The sequence below is a fragment of the Stenotrophomonas sp. KH_036_B genome (genome assembly GCF_057839485.1).
In genome coordinates, this window is record NZ_CM174491.1 from 1,908,354 (window position 1) to 1,925,879 (window position 17,526).

Sequence of the window (17,526 nt, forward strand, 5' to 3'; positions counted from 1 at the left end):
CCATGAATTTCGTTTCGACCCGAGGTGCGGCACCGGCCGTGTCGCTCAGCGCGGCCGTCGCCGCCGGCCTGGCGCCCGATGGCGGTCTGTACGTGCCCGCGCAGCGCCCCCTGCCGCAGCGGTGGACCGGGCGTGGCAGCCTGGCCGGCGACGCGGGAGCGGTGCTGGCACCGTTCTTTGCCGGCGACGCGTTGGCGCCTCACCTGGCCGAGCTGTGCGCGGAGGCGTTCGACTTTCCGGCGCCGTTGCGGGCGCTGTCAACGCCGGGCGACCATGTGCTGGAGCTGTTCCACGGACCTACGGCGGCCTTCAAGGACTTCGGCGCGCGCTTCCTTGCAGCCAGCCTGGCCCGGCTGCAGCGCGACCGCGCGCGGCCGCTGACGATCGTGGTGGCGACCTCCGGCGATACCGGTGCGGCGGTGGCCGCCGCGTTCCATCGGCAGCCGGGTATCCGGGTGGTGGTGCTGTACCCTGACGGTCGCGTATCTCCTCGCCAGGCGCACCAGCTCGGTTGCTTCGGCGACAACATCCAGGCGCTGCGCGTGGCCGGCTCGTTCGACGACTGCCAGGCGATGGTGAAGCAGGCGCTGGGTGATCGCGAGCTGCAGGCGCAGCTGCCATTGAGCTCGGCCAACAGCATCAGCCTGGGGCGTTGGCTGCCGCAGATGAGCTACTACGCGCATGCGGCGCTGACCCATCAGGCGGCCAGCGGCCAGTTGCTCAACCTGGTAGTGCCCACCGGCAACCTGGGCAATGCGATGGCGGCGGTGCTGGCGCGGGCGATGGGCCTGCCACTCGGACGCATCGCGCTGGCCACCAATGCCAATGACGTGCTGCCGCGCTTCTTCCACGGGCAGGCCTACCAGCCGGCGCAGAGCGTGGCGACGCTGGCCAATGCGATGGATGTGGGCGCGCCGAGCAACTTCGAACGGCTGCGCTGGATGTACGCCGATGACGAGGCGGCGTTGCGCCTGGGCTTCCGCGCGGAGGCCGTCGACGATGCGGCGATCGGCGAGCTCATCGCGCGGCGTCACGCGCAGGCGGGCGAGGTGTTCTGCCCGCACACCGCCACGGCGGTGAAGCTGCTTGAACAGTTGCGAAGCGAGGGCGTCCAGGGCGACTGGGCGGTCGCCGCGACCGCGCATCCGGCCAAATTCGAATCGGTGGTGGAACCGTTGATCGGCCGTCCCCTCGACGTTCCGCCGGCGCTGGCGGCGCTGTTGAAGCGGCCCGCACATGCGGAACCGTGCGCGCCGGACTATGCGGCGTTGCGTGAGGTGCTGCTGTCCTGACCGACGTTCAGCGGTGAACGACGCCGCCGATCAGGCTGCGGACAGGACCTGCAGCCCGGCCTCGTCCAGAATCTCGACGGTATTGAGGTGGGGCAGGGCGATCAGGCCCTGCTGGCGCAGCTTGGTGAAGGTGCGGCTGACCGTTTCCATGGTCAGCCCGAGGTGATCGGCGATATCACTGCGGCCCATCGGCAGGGTCACGCGCAGCCCGTCGCCGCCCAGTCGGGCCTCGCGCGCGGCCAGGCGCAGCAGGAAATCGGCCAGTTTCTCGGCCGGTTGCAGGCGGCCCAACGCCATCGCGGCGTCGGCCGCGTCATCCAGCGCCTGGCAGGCACGCTGCAGCAGCTTGCGCTCCAGGTGCGGGAAACGTGCGCGAAGATCCTTCATCTGGGGCAGGGCCACGCGGCACACGCGACTGTCGGCAATGGCCTCGATGTCGTAGCGGTGGTGGTCGCTGCCGCTCAAGCCCAGGTAGTCGCCAGGCAGCACGAATCCGCTGATCTGGCGACGCCCGTCGGCGAGGGTGCGGACCAGGCGCAGAGCGCCGCGGGTCAAGGTATAGACATGTTGGCGCGGCTCGCCGGCACGGGCCAGGGTGGCGCCCAGCACCAGGGGCTGGGAGACGGTGACACGTTCCAGCGCCTGCACCTCGTCGGGCGACAGCGCCGAGCACACGGCCAGGTGACGCACCGAGCAGTGCAGGCAGTCGCGCAGCGGCGAACACCCGGGGGCGGGGTCCTCTACAGTGGCAAGTGCGGGGTGGGGCCGGGTCATGTCGAGCCAGGGAGCGGGGCCTGACTATGATACGCCAATGCCGCTGGCGGGCCGGCGTTCGACGGCCGTTACGGCCGTTCCGCCCGGCTGCGGCTAGAATATGCAGCTCGCTCATCCCCCGTTCCGCAGGAGTCCCGCAAGTGATCAAGCCCCGTACGCCGCCCGGCATCATGGAATTGCTGCCGCGCGAGCAGATCGCGTTTCAGCGCATGCTGGACGTCATCCGCCGCAACTACGAGCGGTTCGGGTTCCTGCCGGTGGAAACCCCGGTGTTCGAGCTGTCCGATGTGCTGCTGACCAAGTCCGGCGGCGAGACCGAGCGCCAGGTGTATTTCGTGCAGTCCACCGGTGCGCTGGCCAATGCGGCCGAGGCGGGCGACAAGAGTCTGCCGGAACTGGCGCTGCGTTTCGACCTGACGGTGCCGCTGGCGCGTTACGTGGCCGAGCACGAGCACGACCTGACCTTCCCGTTCCGCCGCTACCAGATGCAGCGCGTCTACCGCGGTGAGCGCGCGCAGCGCGGGCGGTTCCGCGAGTTCTACCAGTGCGACATCGACGTGATCGGCAAGGACGCGCTTAGCACGCGGTATGACGCGGAAGTGCTCGCGGTGATCCACGCGGTGTTCGCGGAGCTGCGCATTGGCGACTTCTCGGTACAGTTGAACAACCGCAAGCTGATGCGCGGCTTCTTCGAGAGCCTGGGCGTGGCCGATGGTGAGCGCCAGATGGCGGTGCTGCGTGAAGTCGACAAGCTCGACAAGCGCGGTCCAGACTATGTGCGCGAGACGCTGACCGGGGAAGGCTTCGCCATTCCGGCCGAGCAGGTCGAGCGGATCCTGGCGTTCGTGGCGGTGCGTTCAAGCAGCCATGCCGACGCGCTGGCGCAGCTGGACGCGCTGGTGGCCGATGGCACGGCGAGCGAGACGCTGACGCTGGGCGTGGCGGAGCTGCGCGAGGTGCTGCAGCTGGTCAAGGCGCTGGGCGTGCCGGAAAACGCGTACTGCCTGAACTTCTCGATCGCGCGTGGGTTGGATTACTACACCGGCACGGTGTACGAAACCACGCTGACGGACCACCCGCAGATCGGTTCGATCTGTTCGGGCGGCCGTTACGAGGACCTGGCCAGCCACTACAGCAAGTCCAAGCTGCCGGGCGTGGGTATTTCGATCGGTCTGACCCGTCTGTTCTGGCAGCTGCGCGAAGCGGGCCTGATCGCGGGCATCGAGGACAGCAGCGTGCATGCGCTGGTGGCACTGATGGATGACAACGGTCTGTCCGAGTCGCTCGATATCGCGCGTCGCCTGCGCGTGGGCGGGATCAACGCCGAGGTGCAGATGGAGCCGAAGAAGATCGGCAAGCAGTTCCAGTACGCGGCCAAGGCCGGTATCCGCTTCGTGGTGCTGGCCGGTGAAGACGAGCTGGCGCGCGGCGTGGTGGCGGTCAAGGATCTGTTGCGCGAGCAGCAGTTCGAGGTTGCCCGCGATGAGCTGGCGAGTGCGTTGCAGGTTGAGCTGGAGCAGACCCGCGCCATGGCGTGAGTTTCGCTTCCTTCTGTGGATGACTACAACGGCACCTTCGGGTGCCGTTGTTGTTTATGGTTGCTTCATTGCTTCATTGCTTCATTGCTTCATTGCTTGATTGCTTGATTGCTTGATTGCACGTTTTCACTGGGCACCGGGCGTTGCCCGGTGCTTCATGCATTCAGGCGAACAGCCCTTTCGCACTTGATTCCTGGTTTGGCGGGACGGTGTGGGTTTACGGGACACGCCGTGAACCGCCCTCCGGGCCCCAGCCCAACCGCCAGCGGTTGTGCGTTCAGTCGCACGCGAGGCAGTGCCTCGCAAGCAGTGCGCCTTCACCCATGGGGGCTCGTAGAAAACATCCATGTTTTCTACGGTCCCGCAAACCCACCCCGTCCCACCTTCGACAGGTGGTTGGTGGCCATGAGTAAAAGCAACACGGGTTCTGACGGCCGTCCGCCCCCGTAGTGCCGGCCGCTGGCCGGCTCCACGGAAAGCAACAGCAACAGCAACAGCAACAGCAACAGCGTTTTCGTTCTGGGGTCATGCGTTGTCGCGTGTTTGTGGATTCAAGGCAGTCGTCTGGCGACCGACCCTGTCAGCGGTCGCAGCCTTGGGGCCGGTGTCGGAGTGCGTCGACGCCGGTATCGACATCCGCGTCGGATCGGGATTTGCGATCGGAATGGGTAGGCGCGGTCCCCAGACGACTGCACTGAACAACCCAACGCCCGGTAACGCATGGAATACACCGACGCCTGCCTTTGATCTTCCATGGCCACCAACACACCGTCGAGGGTCGGCGGGGGCGGGTATGCGGGACCGTAGAAAACATGGGCTCGGCGCATGCGCCGGGCGGGTTGGGCAGGACGCCCAACCCAGGCCTTGCCGTGTACGCAGGATTGCGTACACGAGCAAGTTTTCTACGAGCCTACATGGGTGAAGGCGTACGCCTACGAGGCACTGCCTCGTGTACGACTGAACGCACAGCCGCCAGCGGCTGGGCCGGACCGCGGAGCGGGATTCACGGCGTGTCCCGCATACCCGCACCCGCCGGCCCAGCTTGCAACTGCCTCGGCCCAACGGCTGTTCGCTCGAAACCAACGCCAGCTGGGCAACGCCCGGCGACAGGCAGGGATGCTCGCTCGCTGGGAGAACGACGGCCAGAACCTGAACGAAGGCTTCGACGTAGCTTCAGCCAATTGGCATCGAGGCGGTTTTGCGCTAATGTAATAGCACGCTATTACATTGATACGATGAAAATCCGCCCCGTCCCCCGTGAGAAAGAGCCCCAGGCCGACCTGGACAGCCTGGCCGGCGCCTTTGCCGGCCTGTCCAGTGCCGGGCAGGTCACCGCGTTCCTGCGCGATCTGTGTACGCCGGCCGAGCTGGAGGCGCTGTCCGACCGTTGGAAGGTGGTGCCGCTGCTGCGGCAGGGCGTGCCGTATCGCGAAATCCATGAGTTGACCGGTGTCAGCGTGACGACCACCGGGCGCGTGGCGCGCTCGCTGGACCATGGCCACGGCGGCTATGCCGCCGCCATTGCCGCGACCGCCACGCCTGCCTCCCCCGCATCCGAGTAGAGACTTTCCCCATGAGTGCAACCCAGACCGCCCCGGCACGCGACCGGCTGCGTATCGCCATCCAGAAGAGCGGGCGGCTGGCCGAGCCGGCGCGCAGCCTGCTCACCGCCTGCGGACTGAGCTGGCGGCAGAGCCGTGACAAGCTGTTCTGCTACGGCGAATCGCTGCCGGTGGACCTGCTGCTGGTCCGCGACGATGACATCCCCGGCTTGATCGCCGACGGCGTCTGCGACTTTGGCATCGTGGGCCGCAACGAGCTGGACGAACAAGGCGCCGCACGCCGCCGGCTTGGCTTGCCCGACGCGTACCAGGCGTTGCGTGGCCTGAACTTCGGCCAGTGCCGGCTCATGCTGGCGGTGCCCGAGGAATGGGACTGGCAGGGTATCGAGCAGCTGGCCGGCAAGCGTATCGCCACCAGCTACCCGGCGATCCTGGCCGACTGGCTCGCCCAGCGCGGTGTGGACGCGCAGGTGGTGGAACTGTCCGGTTCGGTCGAGATCGCCCCGCGCCTGGGCACCGCCGACCTGATCTGTGACCTGGTCTCCAGCGGCGCCACATTGGCGGCCAATCAGCTCAAGCCGGTGGAGACCCTGCTGGAAAGCGAAGCGGTGCTGGCCGGTCCGGTGCGTACGCCGGATGACGCACGTGCCGGCCTGATGGCCATGCTGCTGCGTCGCCTCGACGGCGTGGTGAAGGTGCAGGACAGCAAGCTGCTGATGTTCCGCGCCGCGCTGGATCGCGTGTCCGAGCTGGCACGCCTGCTGCCCGATGCCGATCCGCTGGTGCAACTGCCGGACGACGGTGGCCACCTGCGCCTGCAGACCATGTGCCACGGCGCGTTGACCTGGCAGCGGCTGGAAGAGCTGGAGCGCGCTGGCGCCCAGGGGTTGATGGTCCTGAGCGTGGAGCGGTCGCTGGCATGAATCGTCTGCAGTGGTCCCAACTGGATGACGCCGCCCAGGCCCAGGCGTTGCAGCGCCCGGTGCAGGCCGTGGCGGCGCGCACGCGCGAATCGGTCGCGGCGTTGATCACCGCGGTACGCGATGATGGCGATGCCGCGCTGCGTGAAATCAGCCTGCGCTTCGACGGCGTGGCCCCCGCGTCCTTTGAAGTGAATGATGAGGAATTCGCTGCCGCCGAACGCGCCGTGCCCGCCGAACTGCGCCAGGCGATGATCGAGGCGGCCGACCGTATCCGCCTGTTCCACAAGGCCGGCATGAGCCAGGGCTACGCGGTGGAAACCGCGCCCGGCGTCCGCTGCGAGCGCATGGTGCGGCCCATCGGCCGGGTCGGTCTGTATGTGCCTGCGGGCAGCGCGCCGCTGCCGTCCACTGCGCTGATGCTCGGCGTGCCGGCGCAGCTGGCCGGCTGCCGCGAAGTGGTGCTGTGCACGCCGCCGCGCCGTGATGGCAGCGCCGATCCAGCGGTACTGGTCGCCGCGCGGCTGACCGGCGTGCACCGGGTGTTCAAGCTGGGGGGAGCGCAGGCGATTGCCGCCATGGCCTATGGCACCACCAGCGTGCCGGCCTGCGACAAGTTGTACGGCCCGGGCAACAGCTACGTGACCGAGGCCAAGCAGCAGGTCGCACAGGACGGGGCCGCCGCCATCGACATGCCGGCCGGTCCGTCCGAAGTGCTGGTGATCGCCGATGCCGGTGCCAACCCGGCCTTCGTCGCCGCTGACCTGCTCTCGCAGGCGGAACACGGCCCGGATTCGCAGGTGCTGCTGCTCACCGATGATGCGGCGATGCTGGAACAGGTGGAAGCGCAGGTGCAGGCGCAGCTGGCGCGGTTGTCGCGCGCCGATATCGCCGCGCAGGCGTTGCAGTCCTCGCGCCTGATCCTGGTGGATTCGCTGGTGCAGGCGTTCCAGATCAGCAACCGCTACGCACCCGAGCACCTGATCCTGGCCCTGCGCGAACCGCGCGACTGGCTGGCGCAGGTCGAGGCAGCCGGCTCGGTATTCCTCGGCGATTACACGCCCGAAGCGCTGGGCGACTACTGCAGCGGCACCAACCACGTGCTGCCTACCGCGGGCGCGGCGCGCGCCTACAGCGGCGTGAGCGTGGCCAGCTTCCAGAACCAGATCAGCGTGCAGGCGGCCACCGCGCAGGGCATCGCCGCCATCGGCCACTGTGCCCGCGTGCTGGCACGTGCCGAAGGACTGGATGCACACGAAAATGCCGTGGCGCTGCGCATGGGGTCGGCCGCATGAGCGCCACCGCCGTGCTATCACTCGTGCGCGAGGATCTTCGCGCATTTGCCGGGTATTCCTCGGCGCGCAGCAGCGCGCTGGTCGGGGAGGTGTGGCTCAATGCCAATGAGTCGGCCTGGGCCAACCCCGCCGATGCACAGGGTGTCGCGCGCCGTTATCCCGAACCGCAGCCTTCAGTGCTGCGCGCAAGGCTGGCAGCGCTGTATGGCTGCGATGAACAGCAGCTGCTGATCGGCCGCGGCAGCGATGAAGCCATCGACCTGCTGGTTCGTGCATTGTGCGAGCCGGGTCGCGATGCCGTGCTGGTGACGCCGCCGGTGTTCGGCATGTACGCCGTGTGCGCGCGGCTGCAGAACGCACCGCTGCTGGAGGTTCCGCTGCGCGACACCGGCGCTGCGCTGGTGGCCGACATCGACGCCATCATCGCCGCTGCGCTGGCGGGCAATGCCAAGCTGGTGTTCCTGTGCACGCCGTCGAACCCGGCCGGCAGTGTGATCGCACTGGCCGACGTCGAACGGGTCGCCCAGGCCATGCAGGGCAGGGCGCTGGTGGTGGTGGACGAAGCCTATGGCGAGTTCGCCAATCAGCCCTCGGCCACCACGCTGCTTGCGCAGTATGACAACGTCGCCGTGCTGCGCACCTTGTCCAAGGCGCATGCACTTGCCGCCGCACGGATCGGCAGCCTGATCGCCGATCCTGCCCTGATCCAGGTGCTGCGCCGCTGCCAGGCGCCCTATCCGGTGCCGGCGCCATGCGCCGCATTGGCGGTGGCCGCGCTGGCGCCGGAGGCATTGGCGGTGACCGCAGGCCGTGTGGCCCAGGTCAAGGCCGAACGCGAACGCGTGCTGCAGGCGCTGCCGCAGCTGCCAGGCGTACTGCGCGCCTATCCCTCGCAGGGCAACTACCTGCTGGTGCGGTTTGCCGACGCACAGGGCGCGTTCGATGCGCTGCTGGCGGCCGGTGTCGTGGTGCGTGACCAGCGTGCCGCGCCGCAACTGCACGATGCATTGCGCATCACCATTGGCAGCCCGGCGGAGAACGACCGCGTGCTGCAGGCACTCAGCGCCCGGAGGGCCGCCGCATGACCCCCATTCTGTTCGTCGACCGCGACGGCACCCTGATCGAAGAGCCGGCCGATTTCCAGATCGACGCGTACGAGAAGATCCGCTTCGTGCGCGATGTCATCCCGGCAATGCTGAAGCTGCGCGATGCCGGCTACCAGTTCGTCATCGTCAGCAACCAGGACGGCCTGGGCAGCGAGGGCTACCCCCAGGCGGCCTTCGATGGGCCGAATGATCTGATGCTGCAGATCTTCGCCAGCCAGGGCATCGTTTTCCGTGACGTGCTGATCGACGGTACCTGGCCGCATGACAATGCGCCGACGCGCAAGCCGGGCATCGGCATGATGCTGCCGTACCTGCAGGATCGCAGCATCGACTGGGCGCGTTCGGCGATGGTCGGCGACCGCCCGACCGATATCCAGTTCGCACAGAACATGAACATCCGTGGCTTCCAGTTGCGCACCGCGCAGTTCGGCGGCGAGTGGGACTGGAACGGCATCGCCCACGAGCTGGCCGACGCCCCGCGCCGCGCCGTCGTGCAGCGCAATACCAAGGAAACCCGCATTCGCGTCGAGGTCGACCTCGACCGCGTCGCCGAACCGCAGACCCATACCGGCCTTCCGTTCTTCGACCACATGCTGGAGCAGATCGGCAAGCACGGCGGCTTCGCGCTGAGCGTGCACGCCGAGGGCGACCTGCACATCGACGAGCACCACACCATCGAAGACACCGGCCTGGCGCTGGGCCAGGCGTTGCGCGAGGCACTGGGCGACAAGCGCGGCATCGGCCGCTACGGTTTCACCCTGCCCATGGACGAGACGCTGGCCAGCGCCGCGCTGGACTTCAGCGGCCGGCCGTACTTCGTGTTCGACGGTGAATTCAAGCGCGAGCGTGTGGGCGACATGCCGACCGAGCTGGTGCCGCACTTCTTCCGTTCGCTGTGCGATGCGGCCGGCTTGAACCTCAACCTCAGCGTGCGCGGCGACAACGACCACCACAAGGTGGAAGCGTGCTTCAAGGCGTTGGCGCGTGCACTGCGCCAGGCGCTGCCGCGGCAGGGCACGGCGCTGCCCAGTACCAAGGGGGCGCTGTGAGCGAGGTCGCGCTGATCGATGCCGGCGGTGCCAATCTCGGTTCGGTGCGCTACGCGTTGGAACGGCTCGGCGCGCGCGTGCGGCTGGTGCGCGATGCGGCCGGGCTGCGCGGCGTCTCGCGGGTGATCCTGCCCGGCGTGGGCGCCGCCCCGCACGGCATGGCGCGCCTGCATGCGCAGGGTCTGGTGGAACCCCTGCGTGAGCTGGAGGTTCCGCTGCTGGGTATCTGCCTGGGCATGCAGCTGCTGTTCGAAGGGTCCGAGGAAGGCGATGTCGAATGCCTGGGGCTGCTGCCCGGGGTGGTGCGCCACCTGCGTCCGGCGACCGGCATCCGGGTGCCCCACATGGGCTGGAACCGCTTGCTGCCGCTGCACCCCACGGCATTGATGGAGGGCGTGGCCGACCGTGCCAGCGCCTACTTCGTGCACAGCTACGCCGCGCCATTGAACGAACACACCGTGGCGGCGTGCGACCACGGCGGCCTGTTCGCGGCGGTGGTGCAGCGCGGCCGCCATAGCGGCGCGCAGTTCCATCCCGAGCGATCCGCCGCCACCGGCGCACGGATCCTGCGCAACTTCATCGAGAACGAACCCACATGAGCTTCATCGTCTATCCCGCGCTGGACATCCGCGACGGCCGCGTGGTGCGCCTGCTGCAGGGCGACTACAACCAGCAGACCACCTATGGCGACGATCCGCTGCCGCGCGCGCAGGCGTTTGCCGACGCCGGCGCACGTTGGATGCACCTGGTCGATCTCGACGCCGCGCGTGCCGGTGGCTATACCCTGGCGCCCCTGTTGTCGGCGATCACCGCGCAGACGGGCCTGCAGGTACAGACCGGCGGCGGCGTGCGCTCGCGCGATGATGTCGCCCGCATCCTGCAGGCCGGCGCCGCCCGTGTGGTGGTCGGCTCGGTCTCGGTGCGCGCGCCGGACACCGTGATCGAGTGGTTGGGCGAGTTTGGTCCGGAGCGGCTGACCATCGCCCTGGACGCCCGACAGTCCGATGAGGGTCGCTGGTTGCTGCCGGTGCACGGCTGGACCGAGACCGCCGACGTGACACTGGATGCGCTCGCCCAACGCTACGCCGAGGCGGGCATGCGCCACCTGCTGTGCACCGACATCGCCCGCGACGGCATGCTGACCGGCCCGAACATCGACCTGTACCGGCACCTGTCGGCGCTGTTGCCCGGCGTGGCGGTACAGGCCTCGGGCGGGGTGCGCAGTGCCGGCGACGTTGCCGACGCCAAGGCGGTGGGCTGCGGCGGCGCGATCCTGGGCAAGGCGCTGCTGGAAGGGCGCATGACCCTGCAGGAGGCGCTCGCATGCTGAGCCGCCGCCTGATCCCCTGCCTGGACGTGCGCGACGGCCGCGTGGTCAAGGGCGTGCGCTTCCGCGACCACGTGGACATGGGCGACATCGCCGAACTGGCGTTGCGCTACCGCGACCAGGGCGCTGACGAGCTGGTGTTCTACGACATCGGGGCCAGCCCGGAGGGTCGCGCGGTCGACGTGGCCTGGATCGAGCGCATCGCGCGGCTGATCGACATTCCCTTCTGCGTGGCCGGCGGCATCAGCGACGTGGAGACGGCACGCCGCGTGCTGTACGCCGGCGCCGACAAGATCTCGATCAATTCGCCCGCGCTCGGGCGCCCGGCGCTGATCGAGGAGCTGGCCGACGCCTTCGGCGTGCAGTGCGTGGTGGTCGGCATCGATTCGGTGCGCGAGGCGGATGGCGAATGGCGCGTGCGCCGCTTCAGCGGCGATCCGGACAAGACCCAGGCGGTGCCGGTGCGTACCCTGGACTGGCTGGTCGAGGCGCAGCGCCGGGGCGCCGGCGAGATCGTGCTCAACTGCATGGACAGCGACGGCGTGCGCCGCGGCTATGACGTGGCCCAGCTGCAGCAGGCGCGCGCCGTGTGCCAGGTGCCGCTGATCGCCTCCGGTGGTGCCGGCGGGATGCAGCACTTCGCCGACGTGTTCGACCGGGCCGATGTCGACGGTGCGTTGGCCGCCAGTGTCTTCCACAGTGGCGCCATCGCCATTCCCGCGCTCAAGCAGTTCCTGCGCGAGCAGCAGATCGAGGTACGAGATGTCTATTGAAGTCTTCCCATCGCGCGATGCGCTGGCGCAGCTGGACTGGGCCAAGGGCGACGGTCTGTTGCCGGTGGTGGTGCAGGACACCGACACCCTGGCGGTGTTGATGCTGGGTTACGCCAACGCCGAGTCGCTCGCGCGGACCCTGGAAACCGGGCACATGACCTTCTACAGCCGCAGCAAGCAGCGGCTGTGGACCAAGGGTGAGTCGTCCGGCAACGTGCTGGCGGTGGTCGCGGTGCGGATCGACTGCGATCGCGACACGCTCCTGGTGAGCGCGCGGCCGGCCGGCCCGACCTGCCATACCGGCAGCGAAAGCTGCTTCGAGCAGGCGCCGGGCAACTTCCTGGGCCGGCTGGATGCACTGGTGCGCGAACGCGAGCAGCAGCGCCCGGCCGACAGCTACACCACGCGCCTGTTCGAACAGGGCATCCGCCGCATTGCACAGAAGGTCGGCGAGGAAGGCGTGGAAACGGCCCTGGCCGGGGTGGTACAGGACGACGCGGCATTGCTCGGCGAGTCGGCCGACCTGCTGTTCCACCTCACCGTGCTGCTGCGCGCACGCGGGCTGTCGCTGCAGGATGCGGTCGGGGTGCTGGTGGCGCGGCACGCGGGATGAGGCAGCGGCGTTCCGTTTAACGTCGCTGAAACGCGCGGCAGGCGATGATGTGCCGCTTTACAATCGCCTACCCCGAACGGAACCCCCTGATGAGCCGCACTGCTGCCTGGCTGGCCTGCCTGCTGTTGACGTCCGCACCTGCCTGGGCCAACGAGGCCACCGTGACCGGCAAGGTCTATCAGGAGCGCGACGGCAAACCCGGGCGCGGGCCGACCGATCCGGGCCTGGCCGGTGTGCAGGTCTCCAATGGCGAGGCCATCGTGCGCACCGCCGCCGACGGCAGCTACAGCCTTCCGGTACGCCAGGGCCAGACGGTGTTCGTGATCAAGCCCGAGGAGTACCGCTTCCCCGCTGCGGCCAACGGCCTGCCGGCCTACTGGCGGCACTATGCACCGCAGGGCTCGCCGCGGCTGAAGTACGCCGGTATCGCGGCGACGGGCAGCAACCCGCGCAACTGGGATTTCGCGCTTGAACCCGACCAGAATGCCGATGCCACGCGCGCGGGCTTCGACATGCTGGTGTTCACCGACTCGCAGACCGCCAGCCGCCAGGACGTGGGCTACTACCAGCGTGCCATCGTCGAACCGATCATCGGCAAGCACCCGGCGCGGCTGGGCACCACGCTGGGCGACATCGTCAACGACGACCTGTCGCTGTACCCGGAGATCAACAAGGCGACCGCGCAGCTGCAGGTGCCGTGGTTCCACGTACCGGGCAACCACGACCTGGACATGGATGCCGGCGATGACCGCCATTCGCTCGACAGCTGGCGCGCGGTGTACGGGCCGGACACCTACGCGGTGGAGGAGGGCGGTGCCAGCTTCGTGTTCCTCGATGACGTGGTGTACGACCCCACCGCCAAGCCGAAGTACGTGGGTGGCCTGCGCCCGGACCAGTTCACCTTCCTGGCCAACTACGTCAAGGGCCTGCCGCGTGACCGCCTGCTCGTGCTGGGCATGCACATCCCGCTGTTCGACGCCGCGCCTGGCCGCGAGACCTTCCGCCATGCCGACCGTGTGCGCCTGTTCGCGCTGCTCAAGGACTTCCCGCACGTGCTGGTGCTCAGCGGCCACAGCCACACCCAGCAGCACTACTACCACGGTGCGGCCGAGGGCTGGCAGGGCCGGCAGCCGCTGCACGAGTACAACGTGGGCGCGGCCTGCGGCGCATTCTGGTCGGGCGTGAAGGACAGCACCGGCATTCCGGACGCGACCATGAGCGATGGCACGCCCAATGGCTATGCCGTGCTGTCGGTCCAGCCGGGCGGTGAGTACGGGTTGCGCTACTACGTGGCGCGCGCCCCGGACGACTACCAGATCGCGCTGCATGCGCCCAAGGTGCTGCGCAAGGACGCCTATCCGGCGTGGGGCGTGTACGCCAACGTGTTCATGGGCCAGGCCGATACGCTGGTGGAGTACCGCGTGGACGAGGGCGCATGGCAGACCATGAAGCGCGTGGAGCAGCCGGACCCCCGCCTGGTGGTGGAGAACGTCGCCGACGACACCGCCGAGCGCCTGCGCGGTTTCGACCGTTCGCCGGAAGCCACCCCGTCGCCGCACCTGTGGCGCGGCGCGCTGCCCACCGACCTGTCTGTTGGCGAACACAAGGTGGAGGTGCGCGCGGTGCACGCCGATGGCCCGACGGCCATGGCCAGTACGAGCTATCGCCTGCAGGTCGCCAAACCCTGATGCGGGGCGTGCCGTGGGCGGGCGCAGTACGCCCCTGTACGGCACGCGCTGCTTTGCAAAGCCGGGTCGATCACCCAAACTCCCCGGCAATGGAATCGAATCAACCCAAGGCCTTCGAGTGAGCGTTGCGACACCGTTTCCGGATGCAGTTCCGGTCCACCCTGACGTGTCGAGCGCCCCGGCGCCCCGCCCCGGTCTTCATGGCGACACCCTGATCGTCGTCGCCGACGTCGGCGGCACCTATGCGCGCCTGGCCGTGGCGGACGTGTCCGCCGGCCAGCCGCCGCGCATCAGCGCGCTGCGTCGCTATGCCTGTGCCGAATTCCCCAGCCTGGCCGCGATCCTGGCCGGGTTCAGCGCGACCCTCGCCACACCGCCGTCGACAGCGGTGGTGGCCATTGCCGGACTGCTGGAAGGCGACCATCTGGTCAACACCAACCTGCCGTGGGACGTCTCGGTGGACGCCACGCGGCGCGACGCGCAGCTGGCCACGCTTGAGCTGATCAACGACTTCGAGGCGGTCGCCTACGCGATTCCGCACGTGGCGCCCGACACGCTGGTGGCCATGAATGGCGACACGCGCGGAGACGGGCGCTGGCCGGCGCTGGTGCTGGGCCCCGGAACGGGCCTGGGCGGCGCGCTGCGTTTCGAGGCGGGCTCGCGTGCCGTGCTGGCCAGCGAAGCCGGGCATGCCGCGCTGGGCGCGGGCACCGCGCTGGAGTTGCAGGTCCTGGCGCAGATGCTGCAGCGCTGGGAGCACGTGGACAACGAACGCATCCTGTCCGGCAGCGGCCTGATGAACCTGTATCCGTCGCTGTGTGCGATCCGTGGCGTGACTCCGCGCTGGAGCTCGCCGGAAGCGCTGATCGCCGCGGCCCATGCGGGCGACGACGCGTTGGCGGTGGAAACGCTGGAGGTGTTCTGTGGCTGGTTGGGCAGCCTGGCGGGCGACCTGGCAGTGACCTTCGGGGCGCGCTCGGTGTACCTGGCCGGCGGTATTTCCAGTCATGTCGCGCGGTTCCTGGACGATGGTCATTTCCGCACGCGCTTCCTGGCCAAGGGCGTCATGCGACGCGTGCTGGAGCAGGTGCCGGTGTGGCGCGTGGAGCATGGCGAGCTGGGCGTGATCGGCGCGGCGGTGTGGTACGCCGAGCACCGGCGCGCGGCCGCATAGGCATTCTTTTCCCGGCCCTCCCGGGGCCGGTTCATGGCGTTGGGAGAGCAACGAGTGAGTGATCGCAGGCAGTTCCTCCAGGCCGGTGCGCTGGCCGCCGGAGTGATGGCGTTTCCACGGCTGCAGGCGCGCGGTGATGCGCACGCGCGGGTGGTCTCGACCTGGGACTTCGGCGTCGGCGCCAACCAGGCCGCGTGGAGCGTATTGGGCAGCGGCGGCACCGCGCTGGATGCAGTGGAAGCCGGGGCACGCTGGGCGGAAAGCGAGCTGTGCAATCCCACGGTGGGGCGCTGCGGCAACCCGGACCGCGATGGCGTGCTGAGCCTGGATGCCAGCATCATGGATGGCGACGGCCGCTGCGGCTCCGTCGCGGCGCTGACCGACATCCTGCACCCGGTGTCGGTGGCACGGAAGGTGATGGAAAAGACACCGCACGTGATGCTGGTGGGCGAGGGCGCCCGGCAGTTCGCGGAGCAGCAGGGCTTCCCGCGCGAGAAGCTGCTCACCCCCGCCGCCGAGAAGGCCTGGCGGGAATGGCTGAAGACCGCGCAGTACACGCCCGAGATCAACGCAGAGCGACGCGGTCGGCCCGGCGACAGCACCAACCACGACACGCTGGGCATGCTCGCCATCGACACGCAGGGCCGGCTGGCCGGTGCGTGCACCACCAGCGGCATGGCCTGGAAGCTGCACGGACGGGTGGGCGACAGCCCGATCATCGGTGCGGGTCTCTACGTGGACAACGAGGTGGGCGCGGCGACCGCATCCGGCGTGGGCGAGGAGATGATCCGCAACGCGGCGTCGTTCCTGGTGGTGGAGCTGATGCGCCAGGGGCGCTCACCGGCGGAGGCCTGCCGTGAGGCGATCGCGCGGGTCGTGCGCAAGCGGCCCGAGGCGAGCAGGACCCTGCAGGTCTGCTTCCTGGCGCTGGACCGCAATGGCGAGGTCGGCGCCTACGCGCTGCACCGTGGCTTCGTGTACGCGGTATGCGACAAGGACCGCCAGGACGACCTGCGCGATTCGGCGTCGGTCTACACCAGCGAACAGACATGAGCGCGTCACGCCACGTGCTGGAAATCGCATCGAACTCGGTCGCCTCGGCCCTTGCCGCACAGCAGGGCGGTGCGAACCGGATCGAACTGTTCGACAACCTCGCTGAAGGCGGTACGACGCCTTCATACGCAAGCATCGCGGTGGCGCGCGAGCGGATGCGCATTCCGCTGTTCGTGCTGATCCGGCCGCGGCCGGGGGATTTCCACTACGACACGCTGGAAGCGGAGCTGATGCTGCGCGACATCCAGAACTGCCGGCAGCTGGGCTGCGATGGGGTGGTGATCGGTGCGCTGGACGCGCATGGCGAGATCGACATCCCGCTCTGCCAGCAACTGGTTTCCGCCGCGGGCCCGTTGAGCATCACCTTCCACCGCGCCTTCGACGCGGCGCGTGACCTGCCGGCCGCACTGGAGCAGGTGATCGCACTCGGTTGCGAGCGGGTGCTGAGCTCCGGCGGCCAGGCCAGTGCGGAGGCGGGCAGTGCGATGCTGGCGCAGCTGGTCGCGCAGGCCGGGCAGCGCCTGTCGGTGATGGCTGGCGCGGGCATCACGCCAGGCAACATTGCCAATATCGCAACAGTCACGGGTTGCCACGAGCTGCACGCGTCGGCGAAGTCGGTTCGCGCCTCTGGCATGCGGTACCGCAATGCCAACCTGCGTGGCCTGGAAAACGATTGGACGCAGACCGACGCCGACACCGTGGCCGCGCTGCGCGCTGCCTTGAACGGTTCCATTCCGTAAAGCAAGGGCAAGGGCAACGGCAGCGTCTCCGGTGCTACGAGCAGGGAGGCAGGCGGGCAGCCCCTTACGGGACACGCCGTGAACCCATCCATGGGGGCTTGGCAAAAACTTGCGCAATTGCGCAATCCTGCGCAATCGGCAAGGCCGGGGTTGGGCGTCGTGCCCAACCCGTCCGGCGCATGCGCCGGACCCATGTTTTTGACAGTCCCTACGGAGGCTACCCGCCTGCCTCCCCGACGGTTGGCAGGGGGCGGTGGGAAGAAGCAGACACGCATGGCGTGTCCCTACGCATTACGTATTACGTATGGGCGATAAGGTGAGTAGGGCCGGCGCGGCGTGCGCGGTTCTGCATCCCGATAGGGTCGATTCCCGAACGACTGCCTTGAAATCACCCACGCCCGGAAACGCATGACAATGATCGAAACCGCCGTTGATATTCCCAGGCCACCGACTCACTGACAGAGGGTCGGCGGGTGCCGGGGTACGGGACCGTAGAAAACATGGATGTTTTCTACGAGCCTACATGGACGTATTTACGGCGTGTCCCGTACCCCGGCACCCGCCGGCCCTGCGCGCGTGCTCAGGCAAACGACGGCTCTGGCTCCGGCTCCGGCTCCAGCTC

General features: G+C 68.5%; 16 protein-coding genes. 15 read left to right on the forward strand and 1 reads right to left on the reverse strand.

All coding sequences use genetic code 11. The features are described from left to right. Positions 1–2: 2 nt before the first annotated feature. Positions 3–1,292 (forward strand): threonine synthase, encoded by a 1,290-nt coding sequence (thrC, locus tag AC3ITN_RS08785; RefSeq protein ID WP_313342692.1) that lies wholly within the window; start codon positions 3–5, stop codon positions 1,290–1,292. A 30-nt stretch (positions 1,293–1,322) separates the two neighbouring features. Here thrC and AC3ITN_RS08790 read toward each other — a convergent pair whose 3' ends face one another. Next, on the reverse strand, positions 1,323–2,066 hold the full coding sequence (locus tag AC3ITN_RS08790) for a Crp/Fnr family transcriptional regulator (RefSeq protein WP_489392688.1): 744 nt from the start codon (positions 2,064–2,066) through the stop codon (positions 1,323–1,325). A gap of 140 nt (positions 2,067–2,206) precedes the next feature. Here AC3ITN_RS08790 and hisS point away from each other — a divergent pair, with 140 nt between their 5' ends. The 14 genes from hisS (at position 2,207) to AC3ITN_RS08860 (ending at position 16,904) form a co-directional block, all read left to right on the forward strand. Further along, complete coding sequence (hisS, locus tag AC3ITN_RS08795) at positions 2,207–3,604, forward strand: histidine--tRNA ligase (RefSeq protein WP_313342698.1); 1,398 nt, start codon at positions 2,207–2,209, stop codon at positions 3,602–3,604. Positions 3,605–4,839: 1,235 nt separating this feature from the next. After that, positions 4,840–5,166, forward strand: coding sequence for a YerC/YecD family TrpR-related protein (locus tag AC3ITN_RS08800; protein WP_489392689.1), 327 nt, complete (start codon positions 4,840–4,842; stop codon positions 5,164–5,166). Positions 5,167–5,177: 11 nt separating this feature from the next. Continuing rightward, on the forward strand, positions 5,178–6,089 hold the full coding sequence (hisG, locus tag AC3ITN_RS08805; RefSeq protein WP_313342704.1) for an ATP phosphoribosyltransferase: 912 nt from the start codon (positions 5,178–5,180) through the stop codon (positions 6,087–6,089). Beyond that, entirely contained in the window at positions 6,086–7,381 is a 1,296-nt protein-coding gene (gene hisD / locus AC3ITN_RS08810; RefSeq protein WP_489392690.1) for a histidinol dehydrogenase, read from the forward strand. The genes hisG and hisD overlap by 4 nt, the downstream gene beginning before the upstream one ends. Then, positions 7,378–8,466 (forward strand): histidinol-phosphate transaminase, encoded by a 1,089-nt coding sequence (gene hisC, locus AC3ITN_RS08815; RefSeq protein ID WP_489392691.1) that lies wholly within the window; start codon positions 7,378–7,380, stop codon positions 8,464–8,466. Before hisD ends, hisC begins: the two co-directional genes overlap by 4 nt. After that, positions 8,463–9,536, forward strand: a complete 1,074-nt coding sequence (hisB, locus tag AC3ITN_RS08820; RefSeq protein WP_489392692.1) for a bifunctional histidinol-phosphatase/imidazoleglycerol-phosphate dehydratase HisB — start codon at positions 8,463–8,465, stop codon at positions 9,534–9,536. Before hisC ends, hisB begins: the two co-directional genes overlap by 4 nt. Further along, positions 9,533–10,135, forward strand: a complete 603-nt coding sequence (gene hisH, locus AC3ITN_RS08825) for an imidazole glycerol phosphate synthase subunit HisH (protein ID WP_313342716.1) — start codon at positions 9,533–9,535, stop codon at positions 10,133–10,135. Before hisB ends, hisH begins: the two co-directional genes overlap by 4 nt. Then, the gene (hisA, locus tag AC3ITN_RS08830) at positions 10,132–10,866 is read left to right on the forward strand and encodes a 1-(5-phosphoribosyl)-5-[(5-phosphoribosylamino)methylideneamino]imidazole-4-carboxamide isomerase (RefSeq protein ID WP_489392693.1); all 735 of its coding nucleotides are present in this window, start codon (positions 10,132–10,134) and stop codon (positions 10,864–10,866) included. Before hisH ends, hisA begins: the two co-directional genes overlap by 4 nt. Continuing rightward, the gene (gene hisF, locus AC3ITN_RS08835; protein WP_489392694.1) at positions 10,860–11,636 is read left to right on the forward strand and encodes an imidazole glycerol phosphate synthase subunit HisF; all 777 of its coding nucleotides are present in this window, start codon (positions 10,860–10,862) and stop codon (positions 11,634–11,636) included. Before hisA ends, hisF begins: the two co-directional genes overlap by 7 nt. Continuing rightward, positions 11,626–12,249 carry a bifunctional phosphoribosyl-AMP cyclohydrolase/phosphoribosyl-ATP diphosphatase HisIE gene (gene hisIE, locus AC3ITN_RS08840; RefSeq protein WP_489392695.1) on the forward strand — a complete coding sequence of 208 codons (624 nt, stop codon included), beginning with the start codon at positions 11,626–11,628 and terminating at the stop codon, positions 12,247–12,249. Before hisF ends, hisIE begins: the two co-directional genes overlap by 11 nt. A gap of 89 nt (positions 12,250–12,338) precedes the next feature. Continuing rightward, positions 12,339–13,937, forward strand: a complete 1,599-nt coding sequence (locus tag AC3ITN_RS08845) for a calcineurin-like phosphoesterase C-terminal domain-containing protein (protein WP_489392696.1) — start codon at positions 12,339–12,341, stop codon at positions 13,935–13,937. 166 nt (positions 13,938–14,103) lie between these two features. Next, the gene (locus tag AC3ITN_RS08850; protein ID WP_489392697.1) at positions 14,104–15,111 is read left to right on the forward strand and encodes a glucokinase; all 1,008 of its coding nucleotides are present in this window, start codon (positions 14,104–14,106) and stop codon (positions 15,109–15,111) included. 54 nt (positions 15,112–15,165) lie between these two features. Next, positions 15,166–16,164, forward strand: coding sequence for a glycosylasparaginase (locus AC3ITN_RS08855; RefSeq protein WP_489392698.1), 999 nt, complete (start codon positions 15,166–15,168; stop codon positions 16,162–16,164). Then, on the forward strand, positions 16,161–16,904 hold the full coding sequence (locus AC3ITN_RS08860; RefSeq protein WP_489392699.1) for a copper homeostasis protein CutC: 744 nt from the start codon (positions 16,161–16,163) through the stop codon (positions 16,902–16,904). The genes AC3ITN_RS08855 and AC3ITN_RS08860 overlap by 4 nt, the downstream gene beginning before the upstream one ends. Positions 16,905–17,526 lie beyond the last annotated feature (622 nt).